This window comes from Pedobacter westerhofensis (assembly GCF_900182595.1).
In the GTDB taxonomy this organism is placed as follows: Bacteria; Bacteroidota; Bacteroidia; order Sphingobacteriales; family Sphingobacteriaceae; genus Pedobacter; species Pedobacter westerhofensis.
This window is the reverse complement of record NZ_FXTN01000006.1, coordinates 36188-51673: the sequence shown is the minus strand read 5'-3', so window position 1 is coordinate 51673 and position 15486 is coordinate 36188. Positions and strand designations below refer to the sequence as shown.

Annotated in this window: 17 protein-coding genes; 14 read left to right on the top strand and 3 right to left on the bottom strand. The window is 44.8% G+C overall.

All coding sequences use genetic code 11. The features are described from left to right. The first annotated feature begins 455 nt into the window (after positions 1-455). The 13 genes from FN831_RS12645 (at position 456) to FN831_RS12585 (ending at position 12055) form a co-directional block, all read left to right on the top strand. The gene (locus FN831_RS12645) at positions 456-698 is read left to right on the top strand and encodes a helix-turn-helix domain-containing protein (RefSeq protein WP_142528580.1); all 243 of its coding nucleotides are present in this window, start codon (positions 456-458) and stop codon (positions 696-698) included. A gap of 333 nt (positions 699-1031) precedes the next feature. After that, positions 1032-1892 carry an RteC domain-containing protein gene (locus FN831_RS12640; RefSeq protein WP_142528579.1) on the top strand — a complete coding sequence of 287 codons (861 nt, stop codon included), beginning with the start codon at positions 1032-1034 and terminating at the stop codon, positions 1890-1892. 688 nt (positions 1893-2580) lie between these two features. Then, complete coding sequence (locus FN831_RS12635; RefSeq protein WP_246101517.1) at positions 2581-2871, top strand: DUF4134 domain-containing protein; 291 nt, start codon at positions 2581-2583, stop codon at positions 2869-2871. After that, on the top strand, positions 2868-3203 hold the full coding sequence (locus FN831_RS12630; protein ID WP_142528578.1) for a DUF4133 domain-containing protein: 336 nt from the start codon (positions 2868-2870) through the stop codon (positions 3201-3203). The genes FN831_RS12635 and FN831_RS12630 overlap by 4 nt, the downstream gene beginning before the upstream one ends. Then, complete coding sequence (locus tag FN831_RS12625) at positions 3188-5662, top strand: TraG family conjugative transposon ATPase (RefSeq protein WP_142528577.1); 2475 nt, start codon at positions 3188-3190, stop codon at positions 5660-5662. Before FN831_RS12630 ends, FN831_RS12625 begins: the two co-directional genes overlap by 16 nt. 11 nt (positions 5663-5673) lie before the next feature. After that, complete coding sequence (locus FN831_RS12620) at positions 5674-6072, top strand: hypothetical protein (RefSeq protein WP_142528576.1); 399 nt, start codon at positions 5674-5676, stop codon at positions 6070-6072. A 10-nt stretch (positions 6073-6082) separates the two neighbouring features. Next, complete coding sequence (locus tag FN831_RS12615; protein ID WP_394348304.1) at positions 6083-6823, top strand: conjugal transfer protein TraI; 741 nt, start codon at positions 6083-6085, stop codon at positions 6821-6823. After that, positions 6810-7454 carry a hypothetical protein gene (locus FN831_RS12610; RefSeq protein WP_142528575.1) on the top strand — a complete coding sequence of 215 codons (645 nt, stop codon included), beginning with the start codon at positions 6810-6812 and terminating at the stop codon, positions 7452-7454. The genes FN831_RS12615 and FN831_RS12610 overlap by 14 nt, the downstream gene beginning before the upstream one ends. Before the next feature lie 55 nt (positions 7455-7509). Next, on the top strand, positions 7510-8094 hold the full coding sequence (locus tag FN831_RS12605) for a TerB family tellurite resistance protein (RefSeq protein WP_142528574.1): 585 nt from the start codon (positions 7510-7512) through the stop codon (positions 8092-8094). A 9-nt stretch (positions 8095-8103) separates the two neighbouring features. Continuing rightward, positions 8104-9285 carry a conjugative transposon protein TraJ gene (gene traJ / locus FN831_RS12600; RefSeq protein WP_185960465.1) on the top strand — a complete coding sequence of 394 codons (1182 nt, stop codon included), beginning with the start codon at positions 8104-8106 and terminating at the stop codon, positions 9283-9285. A gap of 11 nt (positions 9286-9296) precedes the next feature. Continuing rightward, entirely contained in the window at positions 9297-9932 is a 636-nt protein-coding gene (gene traK / locus FN831_RS12595; protein ID WP_142528573.1) for a conjugative transposon protein TraK, read from the top strand. A 346-nt stretch (positions 9933-10278) separates the two neighbouring features. Continuing rightward, positions 10279-11274 (top strand): conjugative transposon protein TraM, encoded by a 996-nt coding sequence (gene traM, locus FN831_RS12590; protein WP_246101503.1) that lies wholly within the window; start codon positions 10279-10281, stop codon positions 11272-11274. A gap of 52 nt (positions 11275-11326) precedes the next feature. Continuing rightward, a complete protein-coding gene (locus FN831_RS12585; protein WP_142528572.1) occupies positions 11327-12055 on the top strand; it encodes a hypothetical protein in 729 nt (242 codons plus the stop codon). 311 nt (positions 12056-12366) lie between these two features. On the opposite strand, the gene FN831_RS12580 is transcribed toward FN831_RS12585, so the two are convergent. The 3 genes from FN831_RS12580 to FN831_RS12570 all read right to left on the bottom strand — a co-directional run bounded on the left by FN831_RS12580 (position 12367) and on the right by FN831_RS12570 (position 14088). Continuing rightward, positions 12367-12948, bottom strand: a complete 582-nt coding sequence (locus FN831_RS12580; RefSeq protein ID WP_142528571.1) for a hypothetical protein — start codon at positions 12946-12948, stop codon at positions 12367-12369. Between the two features lie 10 nt (positions 12949-12958). Next, on the bottom strand, positions 12959-13384 hold the full coding sequence (locus tag FN831_RS12575) for a hypothetical protein (RefSeq protein WP_142528570.1): 426 nt from the start codon (positions 13382-13384) through the stop codon (positions 12959-12961). A gap of 308 nt (positions 13385-13692) precedes the next feature. After that, positions 13693-14088 (bottom strand): hypothetical protein, encoded by a 396-nt coding sequence (locus FN831_RS12570; protein WP_142528569.1) that lies wholly within the window; start codon positions 14086-14088, stop codon positions 13693-13695. Positions 14089-14260: 172 nt separating this feature from the next. Between FN831_RS12570 and FN831_RS12565 the strand changes: the two genes are divergently transcribed. Next, the gene (locus FN831_RS12565; protein WP_142528568.1) at positions 14261-14839 is read left to right on the top strand and encodes a UPF0758 domain-containing protein; all 579 of its coding nucleotides are present in this window, start codon (positions 14261-14263) and stop codon (positions 14837-14839) included. The last annotated feature ends 647 nt before the right edge of the window (positions 14840-15486 follow it).

Below are 15486 nucleotides of genomic sequence, written 5' to 3'. Positions count from 1 at the left end.
GAAGACCGTAATTTTATAAAGGAAATTGTCGTAAATATTGCTGGTTCCATTGCTTTTAGTTTTAATTAAAATCAAAACCACGAACCAATCAGTGCGAAAAACTCCCGAAGGAGCCGGGCTACCGTTGGTTAATCCGCACAACGGGCCGCTTAGGACGGCGCTTCTGTAAAACAGAAACTACTACCGAGGTAGCACCTGGACAAAACCATAAGTAGGCCCGGCTCCCTAGGTGTGTATAGGGAATCCGAGCGCTCACCTATCCTCGTTTTGTCCTTAAAGTTCCTAAGCTTTGTGCGGATTTGAGGTTCGTGTGAGCACCATAAATTATATTCGATATGATGCTACAAATCTATCAATTCATTTTTAAATTTTCAATTTATCTAATGTACGAAATGTTGTGTTAAAACACAACAAAATTTTTAACCTTTTCGCTGACCTTTCGTTTAAACAAAAGAATGGACGAGAAGGAAGAGCGATACTTAAATAAGTTTGGGGAAAAGCTATTAGTATTGAAAAAGAAAAGTGGACTTTCTTATCGTAAAATAGCTGCCAATTGTAATGTTGAACATAGTGACATAAAGCGCTATGTTGATGGAAAAATTAATCCCACTCTATTAACAATTATTGATCTTGCCAAAGGTTTAGGGGTCGCTCCTAAAGATCTACTAGATGTAGATTGGGAAGAAAAATCTCAGTAACGTATCCATTTTACTTTTGAAAAAAGACTAATTTGAAGGCCTTCTTGTAAAATCTCAATCTTCTTATTTGATTACCCATCACCAAGGTCGAGTTATCCAATTATAATTTAGCGTTCTCGCGCATCAATTACCACATTTTGTCTCTATGGAGGGTAAGGGTTTTCCCGTACTTTTTAAAATAGGGGTATTTCCTTACATTTTTTTGATCTCGTGTTAGCACTTTGGCCTCACCAAAACAATGTGCTTATGGATAGATTCTACTTTTCTCTAACAGTTGTGAATTAATAAAAAGCCAGTGAACGGGTGACTGTGGGGTTTATTTTAATCGTTGCTATGAATCATGAAATCTTTGAAAATCTCTATGTGAAGTTTACCGCTGAACTGGATGTGCTAAGGGCCAGTGATACCGGACAGGTCAAAAATCTGGCAGATGCGTTAGCGGTTGTCCGGAATTCCCTTATTGAACTTCGTCAGCTTACTCTGGCTGATGACTTTGATTCTCCTTCAGCGGAGATCCATTTCTTTAAGGTCATTAAGCCTAAGTTCTATGCCCAGAAAATCCTTGCCTTTGAGCGGTATAATCTGGAAATGAACAAGCCGGTTGGAACCACTGAAATGCTGCGCGCTTACTTTGAGGATGAGCTCAGGCAGCTGCGCCGCTTTTTTCAGCAGTATGCTTTTTTATACCAATATTACCGCTCGGGGGCGGTAGAGTTGGATGAGCTTTATTTTATCAGGGGAGCCGAGATGTCTTCTCTGATTATTCCCGAAATGCCGGATCCAGATCCGCTATTTTCTACGTCTATGGATTATATGTTTGCTAAGTTCATCGCTTTTGAGCAGATGCAGCAGCTGATTTTGAAGCAGATTGCTGTGTTGACTGGTACTGCTGTGGCGGCTGATCTGTCGGCTCCTGATTCGGGGGTCAAGTGGACGGGCAAGATTGTGAACCTAGGTGAGCTGGTTTATGGGTTGTATTATACCGGGCAGCTCAATCATGGCAACGCGCAGATTTCTGAGATTGTGGCGGCCTTTGAGCGGATGTTCAGTGTGAAGATTAGGGATGTGCATCATACTTTCGGAGAGATCCGGGAACGTAAAGTCAGCAGTCCTTCTAAATTTATTGATTCCATGGGGATGGCGATTCAGCAGCGGGTGGAGGAAGATTTGAGATATAAGCCGCCAGGTTACTAACGGTCCTGTCTCTCGCTGAATCAAAATGTTTTGGGGCTGGGATGATGTCTTCTCACCCCATACAGTCCCCTGTTGGGAATGAAAAATTCCCGATCCGGCAACCTTTGTTTCGCCGCCGGCAATGGTGCAGGCGGCTTAAAGACAAAGGCTTATGTTTTCAAATTTTAGCTGGTTGCAGTATGGCATCATGACGGTGCTTTCCCTGGTGATTTACTATGCGGTTGTTTTACTGCTGTATTATAGGCAGGAGATGAGGGCGCTTTTAACTGCTGTTGTGGGTAAGGCTGGCAAAATCAAAAATCGAAATTTGATTGCTGCGGAAAAGGAAGTTCCCGGTGTTTTGGGTAAAGCTTTACCTGAAGAGGGGGTGAGCAGTGTGAGTTTCGATGAGCTTGATTTTGGAAGGGATCCTGATCGCGATCAATTGGTACAGGACGATCTGGCTGATTGTATGGAAGAGTTTAACTTTACCATCTCGCTGGCAAAAGAAAAATCATGGGACAAGGGAAAATTGACTAAGTCCTTGCTCGAAATTGGTGAAGCTTACAGCGAGGTTTTTCAATCCAAACTCCGCCCGCAGGTATTGGAACACATTTCCCTGGAGTGCGGGGAGAAGCTGGATTGGGAAATCAGCACTGAAGAGCTGGAGAACTTGTTTGCTGTAAAGCTTCCTGCCTTTCCGGGTAAAATCATTGCGGCGGGCGCTGCGGTATTTGCTTTTATGCTGCAGGTTGCCCAGGCGCAGGATGGGAATCAGGGGATCAGTGAGGCGACCAATAAGGTCAAGGGATACTTTGATACCGGGACTTCGCTGATGTATGCGATTGGTGCCATTATGGGCTTGGTGGGTGCAGTGAAGGTCTATTCCAAGTGGAATGCGGGGGAACCGGATACCACGAAGGTGGCGACTGCTTGGTTTGGGAGTTGTATTTTTCTTGTGGTGGTGGCTACGGTCCTTAAATCTTTCTTTGGAATATGAGCAGCGTTTATCAGATCAATAAAGGTGTGGGTCGTGCAATCGAATTTCGCGGACTAAAAGCACAGTACATCGGCTTTTTAGCTGCTGGTCTAGTCGGTTTGCTCCTGCTCTTTGCTGCGCTGTATCTCTGCGGGCTAAGCTTATATCTGTGTATCGTTGTCATTGGGGTCTTAGGGATTGCACTTTTTATGACTGTGATCCGTATGAGTCATAAATATGGGCAGTATGGGCTGCTAAAGAGCAATGCAAAACGCATTATTCCTGCTGCGCTTTGTTCGCGACGCCGCAGTTTATTTACCAATTTAAATTCAAGCGTATGTCAAAGCCGATAGATTTTAGCAAGGTATTCCCGATCTATAACCTAGAGCATGGCTGTATTGTTTCGATGCAGGGAGATTTGACGGTAGTGTTCAAGGTCGATCACGCGGATATTTTCACGCTTGGATCTGCGGAGTATGAGGCTGCGCACCATACCTGGGTAAAGGCTTTAAAAACTTTGCCTTTTGATACTGTGGTCCACAAGCAGGATACCTTTATAAGGACCCGGCACCAGGCCAATGTTGATGGGTCGCAAACTTTTTTAACGCTGGCGGGTGAGAAAGCTTTTGACGGGCGTGTTTTTCTGGAACATACCTGCTATTTGATGATCACCAAAAAGCCTGACGGTAGAAGAGCTGCGACAAGTGGTTATTCGGGGCTGATGCGTAAAAGTATCGCGCCCAGGCAAACGACTATTCCTTCATTGTTCGCAGATTTTATGGAGAAGGTCGGCGGTTTTGAGCGGATACTTTCTGATAGTGGTCTTGTTTCTTTACGCCAGTTATCTGATGATGAACTTGCCGGAACTACGGGTAAAACCGGGATCATCGAATCCTATTGTTCGCTGATTCCTGCTGGTGAACGTCCACTGCTGAGAGACGTGCATTTAAAAGAAGAGATTAGAATTGGAGAAAACTACTGCCAGCTATTTTCACTGGCTGATGTGGAAGACCTGCCTTCACTATGTGGCAGCCGGGTCAATTACGACAAGTATAGTACCGATAAATCAAAATTCAGTTTGGGTTTTGCGGCACATTTAGGGTTACTGCTGGACTGTAATCACCAATATAACCAGTATTTTTTCATTGGTGATCCGCAAAAGACGATCAAAGGCTTGGAAGCTAAAAAGCTGCGCCTGCATTCGCTGTCGGCTTATTCCCGTGAAAACGCAGTGAGCCGTGATGCGGTTAATGATTTTTTAAATGAGGCAGTGGCAGAGGGAAGGCTCCCCATCAAGGCGCATTTCAATGTGATGGCCTGGACAAGTGACAGGGCTGAATTGCAGGAGATCCGTAATAAGGTCAGTTCTGCGATGGCAAGTATGGATGCGGTTGCCAAACAGGAAACTGATGGAGCGGCTCAAATCTGGTGGGCAGGCATTCCTGGAAATGCTGCCGATTTTCCGCTCAATGATACTTTTGATACGTTCGTTGAACAGGCAAGTTGTTTTTTAAATATGGAAAGTAATGCCAAATCCGACGGAAAGGGTATCCGTTTTGGTGACCGGAATTCTGGCAGGCCGGTCTATATAGACCTGTTTGATCAGCCAATGGATTCTGGGCTGGTGACCAATCGAAACCTGTTTATTTGCGGTGGTAGTGGTGCTGGAAAGTCGATGGCTTGTAACCATATGCTCCGTACGCTTTATGACCAGGGTACGCACTGCGTCACCATTGATATCGGTGGCAGCTACAAGGGGCTTTGTGAGTTAGTTGGCGGGTATTACTTTACTTACACTGAGGAGAACCCGATCAAATTCAATCCGTTTTATCTTGCTCCCGGAGATTCGCTGGATATTGAGAAGAAGGAAAGTCTGAAAACTTTGCTGCTGGCGCTTTGGAAAAGGGATGGTGATCATTTCAGCCGCTCCGAGTATGTAGCGGTATCGGGTGCCATTACTATGTATTATGAACATCTAGCTAAAAAACCTGCTGTTTTCCCTGGCTTTAATTCTTTTTATGATTTTCTAATGCTGGAATATACGCAGGTGATGGAAAATGGTAAGGTGAAAGAAAAGGACTTTGATCTTAGCAACCTGCTTTATGTGCTGAATCCTTATTACAAAGGTGGCGAGTTTGACTATTTACTGAATGCCACACAGAACCTTGATTTATTGAATGAACGTTTTATTGTCTTTGAACTCGACAATATCCGCTCGCATGAGGTGCTCTTTCCGGTAGTGACGATCATTATTATGGAAATGTTTATTTCCAAGATGCGTAAGCTCAAAGGGCAGCGCAAGATCTTAACTATTGATGAGGCCTGGATCGCCATAGCCAAAACAGGCATGAGCCATTTTATCAAGTATTTATATAAAACGGTCCGAAAGTTCAATGGGATCGCTGCGCTGATAACCCAGGAGGTAGATGATTTGATTTCTTCCCCAATCATCAAGGAGACGGTGATCAATCTGTCAGATACCAAAATCCTTTTGGATATGCGCAAGTTCATAAACAAGTTCGACGGTTTGCAGCAGACTTTAGGACTTTCTGAAAAAGCCAAAACCCTCCTATTATCAGTGAATAAGGCCAATGAAAAAGGGAAGACTTACCGGGAGGTCTTTATTGATCAGGGGGGGCAAAAGCTCAGCGTTTACCGCAATGAGTTGTCCGCTGCTGAATATTTAGCCTACACGACTGAGGAAAGTGAAAAACTTCGGGTCATGGAATATGCTGAAAAGTACGGCAGCATGGAAAAAGGTATTACTGTACTGGCTGAGGAGCTTCGCCGTAAGAAAGCTCCGTCACCTTAAACGTTTTGACGATGAAAGAAATAAAAATTTGGCTACTGGACGCTGGGAGCGCTCTAGCATGTCTTGCCGTACTAATACTGGCCTCCTGCGACCGAAGTTCGGGCGATAAGGTTACCGGAACTTATGTGAGCACTGAGTCCGGAGAATACAGCATTTCTAAGGATACGCTACTGATTTTAAATGTTGATGGTGAGAAAGATTACCGGGTGATTCGAAGATCGGGTTTCCAGAAGATAAGGAGCGGAAAGCTGCAGCCTGAGGAAATCAAGGTTCAGGAATTTTTCGGCAAGTATGATGCTGAAACTGCAATCCTTGCCATAGAGGGCGAAGATAAGCGGATCAGATTTTTTGCCGGTGGTAAAAGTTTGCTGCTAGTTAAGCGCGAATATCAAAAGGTGTTAGAACCCTAATCCGCAGAACATGAAAGAAAATATAAAAAAACAAAGGGCGGGTATATTTCGCCAGGGGCTGAGCTCGGCAAAAGTATATATGGTGGTGATGCCGCTGAGCTTGGTGGTTCTTCTTGTTTCAATGCCCACCCAACACGTAAATGCCCAGATCGCTATTGCTGAGGTCATCAAAGCAGGGGTAAAGAAAGTGATTACTGCTATTGATCTTCGGGTACAGCGCTTACAAAATGAAACGATTTGGCTACAAAATGCGCAAAAGGTATTGGAAAATACTTTATCAAAGCTAAAGCTAACTGAGATCGCTGACTGGACGACTAGGCAAAAAGAGCTATACGGGAAATACTTTGGTGAGCTATCCAGGGTAAAATCAGCTATCGCCTATTACCAGCGGATTAAAGACATCACCCAGAGGCAGGCGGATATTCTGTCGGAATACCGGCAGGCCAAAGATCTTTTCGCAAAGGATAAACATTTCCGCCCTGATGAACTGGAATTGATGGAGGAGGTGCATAGAGGCATCTTGGATGCGAGTCTTAAAAATATCGATCAGCTGCTATTGGTGGTAAATTCCTTTAAGGTACAGATGAGTGATGCAAAGCGGCTGGAGATCATTAACCAGGTCTCCCAGCGCATGGAGGAGAATTACCAGGATCTGAAACAGTTCAATTCCAGCCAGGTTTCTGTGAGTCTTTCTAGGGCAAAGGAATCGGGGGATTTTAATTTAATGAGGAGGTTGTATGGGATTGAGTAGAAAACTGTTGGCACTGACATTTGTGGTTTTACTGGTGCTAACGGGGCGTGGCGCTTCGGCTCAGACCTGGGATGAGATATTTAAGCAAAAGAAAACGCAGAAGAAATATCTCATTCAGCAGATTGCCGCGCTCCAAGTGTATATAGGGTATGCGAGGAAAGGGTATGATATTGTAGGTAAGGGTATTCATGCGGTCAAAGACATTAATAATGGGGAGTTCAATTTGCACCGGAATTTTTTCGCTGCTCTTGGAGCCGTAAACCCTTCTGTCAAAGGAAGCGCGGTGGTAACTCAGGTTTTAAACGGTGGCTTTGAGGTCATTTCTATCTTGAAAAGTTGGGACTCTTCCGGACTGAATGCGGATAATCGTGCTTTTGTTTCAGTAGTGAAAGCGAATCTTCTTGCTGAATGCGCCGTAGAACTGGAGGATTTTCTGCTGATTATTACTTCTGGTAAGCTGGACATGAAAGACAATGAACGACTTGCGCGGCTTGAACTTTTGCGCACGTCTATGGAGAATAAGCGTGGTTTTGCGCTTGCTTTTTCAGGTGACCTTGACCAGCTCACTCGGCAACGCGAAGGAGAGCAGCAGACCATAAATCAGATCAGGAGGTGGCATGAGATTCAATAGATTTTTCATTTTGTCTTTTTCAGTGTGGTTATTTTGGTTGGTTCCAGGTCTAAGCATGCGGGCGACTGCTCAATCCACTGAAGTGCAGCAATTGCTCTTAAATGTGGAGAAGCTCACCCAGTTCAAAAGCATCCTGAGCGATATGAAAGCCGGCTACCAGATCGTCAGTACGGGATATAATGCAGTGCGGGATGTTTCCCAAGGCAGTTTCTCTTTGCACCGAACTTTCCTTGATGGCCTAATGGCGGTCAGCCCGGAGGTTCGCCGGTACCACAAGATTGTGGATATTATCACAGCTCAGGGTACGATTCTTTCAGAATATAAGTCTGCTCTTTCCAGGTTTCAGTCTTCCGACCGGTTCAATGCTAGAGAGATAGATTACCTGGCTGCAGTTTACGTTCAGCTGAATAAACAAAGCTTGTCGAATCTGGAATCCCTGCTGATGGTGATTACCGCCGGGGAGCTGCGCATGTCAGATGAGGAGCGGCTTTCCGCTATTGATAAAATCGATGAAGATATGCAGGAAAAGCTGCTGTTTCTGCGGCACTTTAATATGCAGGGAATGGAGATTGCGCGGCAGCGGGAGCTGGAACAGCGTGATGTTTCCAGTATGCAAGAATTGTTTAAGTCTAACCCTTAATGGAATGGTATGAATAGAATTTTTAAAATGCTTGTTGCCGCTTTTGCAATGGTGCTGCTGGTTTGTTCTCCGGTACTTTCCTTTGCACAGGGGCTGGCCGGTGAGATGAAAAGCATGCACCTGGTACTGGATCAGGTGTACAAGGAGATGCTGCCGCTATGCAGTAATTTGATCGGTGTGGGCAGGGGACTAGCTGGGTTTGCGGCCTTGATTTATATTGGTTCCCGGGTGTGGAAGAATATTGCTCAGGCGGAAGCTATAGACTTTTACCCGCTGATGCGCCCCTTTGCGTTGGGGCTGGCAATTTTGCTCTTTCCCTCTTTAATTGCGCTGATGAATGGCGTATTGGAGCCTACTGTTTCTGCTACTTCGGCGATGGTGAAAAATTCTGACCAGGCAATTGCGGTACTATTGAAACAGAAGGAGAATGCGATTAAAAAAACAGATCCGTTCAAAATGTATGTTGGTGAAGATGGAAATGGGGATTCGGATCGCTGGTATAAGTACGCCCACCCGGAGGACCCCAACAGGCAGGATGAGGGAATGCTTGACCGGCTGGCGCATGGGATAGATTTTGCGATGGCCAAAGCTTCTTATAATTTTCGCAACTCCATTAAACAATGGATGAGCGAGGTTTTAGAGGTGGTTTATGCGGCAGCTTCGCTTTGCATCAATACCATACGTACATTTTATTTGCTCATCCTTGCCATCCTGGGTCCGCTCGTTTTAGCTTTTGCCGTTTTTGATGGCTTTGAACATACCCTGACGGTTTGGATCGCCAGGTACGTGAATGTATTTCTCTGGCTGCCGATTGCCAATATCTTCGGGAGCATTATCGGAAAGGTGCAGGAAAACATGCTGCGCTATGACATCTCTCAGGTGAACCAGCAGGGTGATACCTTCTTTAGTACGACTGATACGACGTATTTGGTCTTTCTGATCATTGGCATAATAGGTTATTTCTCGGTACCCACTGTGGCAAACTATGTTGTACATGCAGGTGGCGGAAACTCAATTGTGTCCAAGGTGAATTCGCTGGTAGTCGGCACTGCAAGCACTTCGACCAGAACAGTTACCGGAGCTGGCGGAATGGTTGCTGATGCTTTAGGCGACGGTGCCCGGAGTTTAAAGGGCGGAAGTAAATCCCAGAGTAATGATTATTTCAATAACAAACTCAAAAGTGACGACTAATTTTTAAGCCTATGTTTACACAACTCAAAAATATAGATACTGCTTTCAGGCACATCAAGCTGTTCAGCTATCTGCTGATTTTTGCCAATACCTTTTGCATTTGCTTCGGGATTTATTATTGGTGCCAGTTGGCAAACGAAAAGGATGAGCGGATTTATATCCTGTATAACGGGAAGGTTTTGCAGGCGGTATCCTCAGATAGGAAAAGTAATCTTCCGGTGCAGCTGCGAGATCACATTAAGACTTTTCACCAGTACTTTTTTGACCTTTCACCTGAGGACAAAGCAATCAAGGCTTCTGTATCCAAGTCCCTGTTTTTAGCAGACCTTTCCGCTAAAAAGCAGTACGATAACCTCATGGAGAGTGGATATTACAATAACTTGATTTCAGCCAGCATCTCTCAGGAAATAGATGTCGACAGTACGGTACTGAACATTGATGTTTATCCCTATGCTTTTACTACCTATGCGACTCAGCGCCTGATCCGCTCCAGCAGTACAACTGTCAGAAAGCTGGTGACCCGGGGTCAGATCAGGGATTTGAAAACCCAGACGGATGACAACCCACATGGATTTATGATCCAGCACTGGGAAATTTTGGAAAATAAAGATGTACCTAATGATTATGGTGATGGGGCTGTTCAGTAGGCCTTTGGGAAAGAAGACTGGGACCGGTGGCTTCTCGGAGAAGGTTTCAAAGAGTTTGGAAACTCTTTTCCGCAGAATCGCACGCTGGCTAAACGGGAAAACGGATAGCTATTCGCCGGCTCAGTGGTTTATGCTGCTGATCTCATTTTTCCTTTTAACTGGAAGCTACTGCATTTACCTCATTGTTTCTTCGATCTGGTAGAGAGTATTTTATTCTTGGCCATTCAAATAAAAAAAATTAATAACATAAAATTTTAAGCTTATGAGTACAACTCGCGATTCCGCTTTTTTAAAGCGAAGAAAGTTTTTAGTGGTGCTGCCAGCGTTGGTATTACCGTTTATTACTATGGCTTTTGCTGCCTTAGGAGGCGGTTCTGAAGCTCCTGTAACAGAGGTCCAGCCAAGTAAGGGCATGAATATGGTTTTGCCTGATGCCCAGCTGAAGGATAAAAAGGAGGAGAATATTATGAGCCTGTTTGACAAGGCTCAAAAAGATTCTACCAATTTGGCCGGCGCGCAATTGCTGGCTGCTCATACTGCGGTGGATATGCCATCTAATGGCAAAGCTGATGCGTCGGAAGTAGCTATCAATAAACGGCTGGCGGAGATCAGCGCCCAGGTCAATGCGCCCAGCGGACCAGCGGTTCGGGATCATTCGGTCAGTGGATCAAAGCCTATTGCTAGTACTGATCCTTCTTTGAGCGCAGATGTAACCCGGTTGGAAAAGCTGATGGAGCATATGAAAGAACCTGCCGGAGTAGATCCGGAAATGCAGCAACTGGGTAGTTTAATGGATAAAATCCTGGCTGTTCAGAACCCGGAATTGGTGCGGCCTGCCGCACCTGCTTTAGTGGCGCCGGATAGTATATTTCGTGCGATCCCTGCATTTGTCGCCGGGCCGGTCAAAGTGACGCAAGGTTCAGTAATTGAGATTCGTTTACTGGATTCTGTAACCATTAACGGTCAGTTTCTACCTAAGGGACATTCTGTATTTGGGCTTGCGGAGTTCAGTAACCAGCGGATTACACTGGAAATCAAAAATATCCGGCTAGGTACTTCCATTATCCCAGTTTCCCTGAGTACCTATGACAAACGTGATGGAATGAGGGGGATTAACGCACCAGAAGCGCTGCTGGCAGATGCTGTAGGTTCGGGAAGCGTTGACGCTATGAGTGGGATTGGGCTGGGTGGTATTGATCAGAATCTGGGAATTCAGATTGCTGGGGCTGGTCTAGGAGCGGCGAAAGGTTTGCTTTCTAAAAAGATTAAACGGGCGAAGCAACGACTCGATTCAGGTTACCCGGTTTTGCTTCGTGACAATACCCGGAAGGTGAAAAAGTAGATTAATTATTCATATAAATATTAGAATTATGAACGAGAACAATTTAGCGTTTTTGAAAAATACGCTCGAACGTCTGGACTTCCCGGTAGAGGTTGCCAATAAATTAGTAAAGGAAGTGGAGACGCAAAAGCCGGATATTAAGTTGACGCATGACGCGAATCGTGGAAATGAAACAGTTCAGTATGACCTGAATTTCCGTAAGTCTGATACTTCGGATATGTATTTCTTTAACAGTTATCAGGCGACGTTAAAAACCGGTGACCAGGCGCATGATAAAACCCAGGAATTTAGGATTCGCAATGGCAATAATATGGGAGCGGATGAAGCTTTCAATCTGGTGGCTGGTAGAGCCGTCAATAAGTCTCTTGTAAATGGTGACGGTGATGCTTATCAGGCTTGGCTGAAAGTGGATTTCTCGCAAAAGGATAACTATGGGAATCATAAGATGGAGCAATTCAACGAGCGGTACGGCTACAATCTTGAAAAGGCATTAGATAAGTTCCCTATTGCCGAACTTAGCCGTCCCGAGGAAAGAAAAGATCTGATGGAATCGCTTAAGGCTGGTAATTCATCTGCGGTTACTTTTACTAAAGATGGTAAAGAGGCAGTACTCTTTATTGAGGCTAATCCGCGTTTGCGCACCATTAATATTAAGGATGAGAAAGGTGTTTCCGTCCGCCGTGATCAGCTGGAGCTAAAGGACAAGGCCCAAAGTACGAAAATTAATGAGACTAAAGACCAGAGCCAGAAAGCAGGTAAAAAACAGGGCCTCTCGTTATAACTTCTGGGTAAACATTTGGGTAGGATTTGGAAATACAAATTTCAATTGATCATAGGATAAATCATATGGGTAATTTGAGAAGACGAAAGAATTACTCCCGGTATTAAAGCCTGTTGCAATGGATTTTCTGATAGCAGTACCATACTAATGTTTCGGCCGGTACTCGAGTTCACAAGGCGATGTAGGATCTGAGAGATCTTGCGGATGAGATCTGTAAAGAGATTACAGAGAAAGACAACAGCAAATCATTCAATTGGTGTTTTACATCCAACCCCTGCCTGCAGAGGCAGGGGTTTTCTTGTCTTTATTTGTTAACTCTTGGCAGGTTGCTGCTGTTTCCAATCGGTTAACAGGACGGTAAGGCCTGCAATTGCGGTAAAACTAAGGTTAAAAATGAGTTCCTTTTTACTGCTTCGAAAGGGCTTGAATAAGGTTTGTAACGCGAACTGACTAACGTTGAACAGGTCGATTTTACCATGCGTTGAGAATGGGATCAGGCCTTTTATTGAAAATGGTTGTTTGGTGAGCGCAACATATGGCAACAGCGTCAGGGCTTCAGCAGCATAGATTCTTTTTGCGTTTTTATTCATGCCCAATAGGTGGGGTACCAGGAGCAGGCTTGCGACAAGAGCATAGTCCATCAGCGCATGGCCTTTTGCTGATAGCGGTTTTCCGATGCTTTGTTTGTGATTTTGTTCTGGTCCGCCGTTATTTACTATGACCACTGCCGGGGTTCCTTCTTTGTGTTCAATTCGGGCTGGGTTTTCTTTTACCTTTTGCTGCAGTTTCTCTAGCTGGTCTGTGTTCCTTGCACCTGAAATGATGTCCTCATTGTCGCCCCGTGTCTCTTTTGCTGTGGTATTGGGCAGGCGCTGGTTGTGTGTCTCTTCCATGATGTAGGGTTTATGGTTGGGTATCATTTTCACTACTGGTGTCCAGGGCATTGGCTTGCTGCTGGCTGATATCTTTTTCGATGTATCCTTCCTGGCTGTTATCCAGTGTTTGCTGATCGCTGTCGCTGTTGTTCAGCTCAGTTTCATCCTGGCCTTCTTGCGCTGTTTCTTGGGTTATTGGTTCTTGTTCGTTAATGTTGGAATTGGATATGCCTGGAGCAGCATCGCCAATTCCCAATCCTGAGTTTTCCTCGCTGTTTTCTGCGCTAACGTCAGTAAGATCGGGGCTGTCGGTTCCTTCACTTTTACTGATCGGGCCATCCGAGGCGAGCGATGTCTGATCCTGATTGGCATCAGTACCGGCTGTTTGATGATCTTGATTTTGGGTTTGCTGCTGCTCCTGAAGCGGTTCATTAGCACTATTGTTATTTTCCATGGGTTGTAGATTTGTATAGGGAAAAACAGTTTCGCAAGGGATCGGTTTTGGCTTTTGTCGATCATGTGTGATCTTTTATACTGGTTTTTTATGCGTTAAATACCCAATGTCAAATTTTTATAAGAGCTAAGGTAATAAACGACCGCGTAGGGCGTAATATATACCGAGAGCGTTAATTTAGATAAGCGGGGAATGGTCGGTATGATCGTTCTCCGCTTCTTTTTTGATATTTATTACGTGGAATATGATATCCGCCAGTTCCAAATCTGAAACATGTTGACTAACCGATAAGGGAGGAGGTCGTCTAGCTAGATGCTTGCCTTTTCAGGAAAGTCATGTATAATATAGGTATGCTCTGTTTCCAGCCAGCCTCTGTCAAAACACACGGACCATGTCCCTTTTTTATTGGTGACGGTGCTGGTGAAATAATTCGGGTTAAAGTCTGCTCCAAGACGATCTTTCGCTATCGGCACTTCCTTAAAGATACTAATCTCAGTTTTGCTTAACCTTATAAGTATTTCATAATTGTGTTGGATAATTTTGAAAATCGCTTTCTGATGAGGATGAGGAGCAACCTTCTGCTGCCTTGTATTTTGCTTGTTGAAAGTATTTCTGCAGGTGTCATTACAAAAGATTTGATCGGAACGGCCCAAGAGGTGCTTTTCACATTGTTTGCAATGGCGGGGCGCTGTGGTTTCTATCATTTGAGATCAATCATACACTTAGATTAGTAACAAAATAACGCGTTAAAAGTTTTAGGATCGGGTAACCATGCCTTGGATCGCTTAAGCTCAGCATAGGATCAGGTAACTGAAAATAATACCGCATAGCTAGGATCATTAGCCTCAATTTTGGATAAACTTAATCTTTAGCCGTATGAAAATTAGCAAAATTTTAGCATCAGAGAGTTTCCTTTCCCGGGGCAAACATTATTTTTTAGATTTTAAGATAGCAGAGAACAATAGCAATTATATCAATATCGTACGCAGTGATTCACAGCCCGATGGTTCTTATACCCGGCAGTGTGTAACAGTCTTTGAGGAGGATTTTGATCTGCTGATCGGTTGCCTTTCTTCTTTGTTCAGCAGTGCTGCTTATCCTGATGATAGGGAGATAAGTGTGCAGGATCTACGCCGGATGAATGCCGATAAAGGTGGTATCAAGAGCTGGGAACCGGAATTGCGTCCGCGAGAGAAAATGCTGCAGCTGGGACGGGAGGCAATGGAAAATGCGGAGCTCTTGGCGATGTTGATTGGTTCGGGATCACCCAATGAATCTGCGTTGGTTTTGGCAGCTCGTATCTTGGATAGTGTGGGTGGTGATTTGCGGAAGTTGTCAGGTGTAGGGCTGGAAGAGTTTTGCGGATTTGCAGGGATGGGTCTGGCAAAGTCGAGTGCTATTATGGCGGCGATGGAGCTGGGCAGGCGGATGGATGCGCTAGGAATATATCCTTAGAGGTGGTAATTGCCTCTCTTGACTGTTGGGGTTCTACCGGGTAGTTCCGTTATTTTATTTTGGAAAGGTACTGCGGGAGCGCTTGGGCTGGTACAGTCCCGCTTTGCAATCGGGTTTAGTTGACTGAGTACTGCATTTCATTGCTGTTGCGCTGCGGTTGGAAATCCGGATCATTCATTTGCCGCTCCGCTTGCTCCATTCTCTCCCCTATATTTCCCTTCACCGCGTAAAAGCATATACCTGCACTTGTGCTTCTGTTCCTACTTTAAAATTTACTGTTATCGATCGGTTGACGAGGATACGCTTTTTACGAAAAAGGGCAGAAAAGGAAAGCGAAGCTCATGGTCGCCTGCACCTGCGCGGGCATAATGGCTGCGCCACCCTTTGGGTCTTATACCGCTCTGGTATGGTCAACCATGCTTCTATTGCTTTCTTTTTTGTCCTTTTTTCTTTGGAAAAAAGCTCCGGGGAGGAGGGGGCAAAGAAGAGGAGGTAATAGATTTCTTCACCTTAAAAACGGTATGGTGCAGCCGCAGAGTGCATATTTTTTATGAATTATAATTTTCATCAGCGTAAAGAGTTCCGCAGAACGTATGCGGAATCAGATCAGCTTTGCTTGAGCAGCAAGCAAATGGCGGGGGTATTTC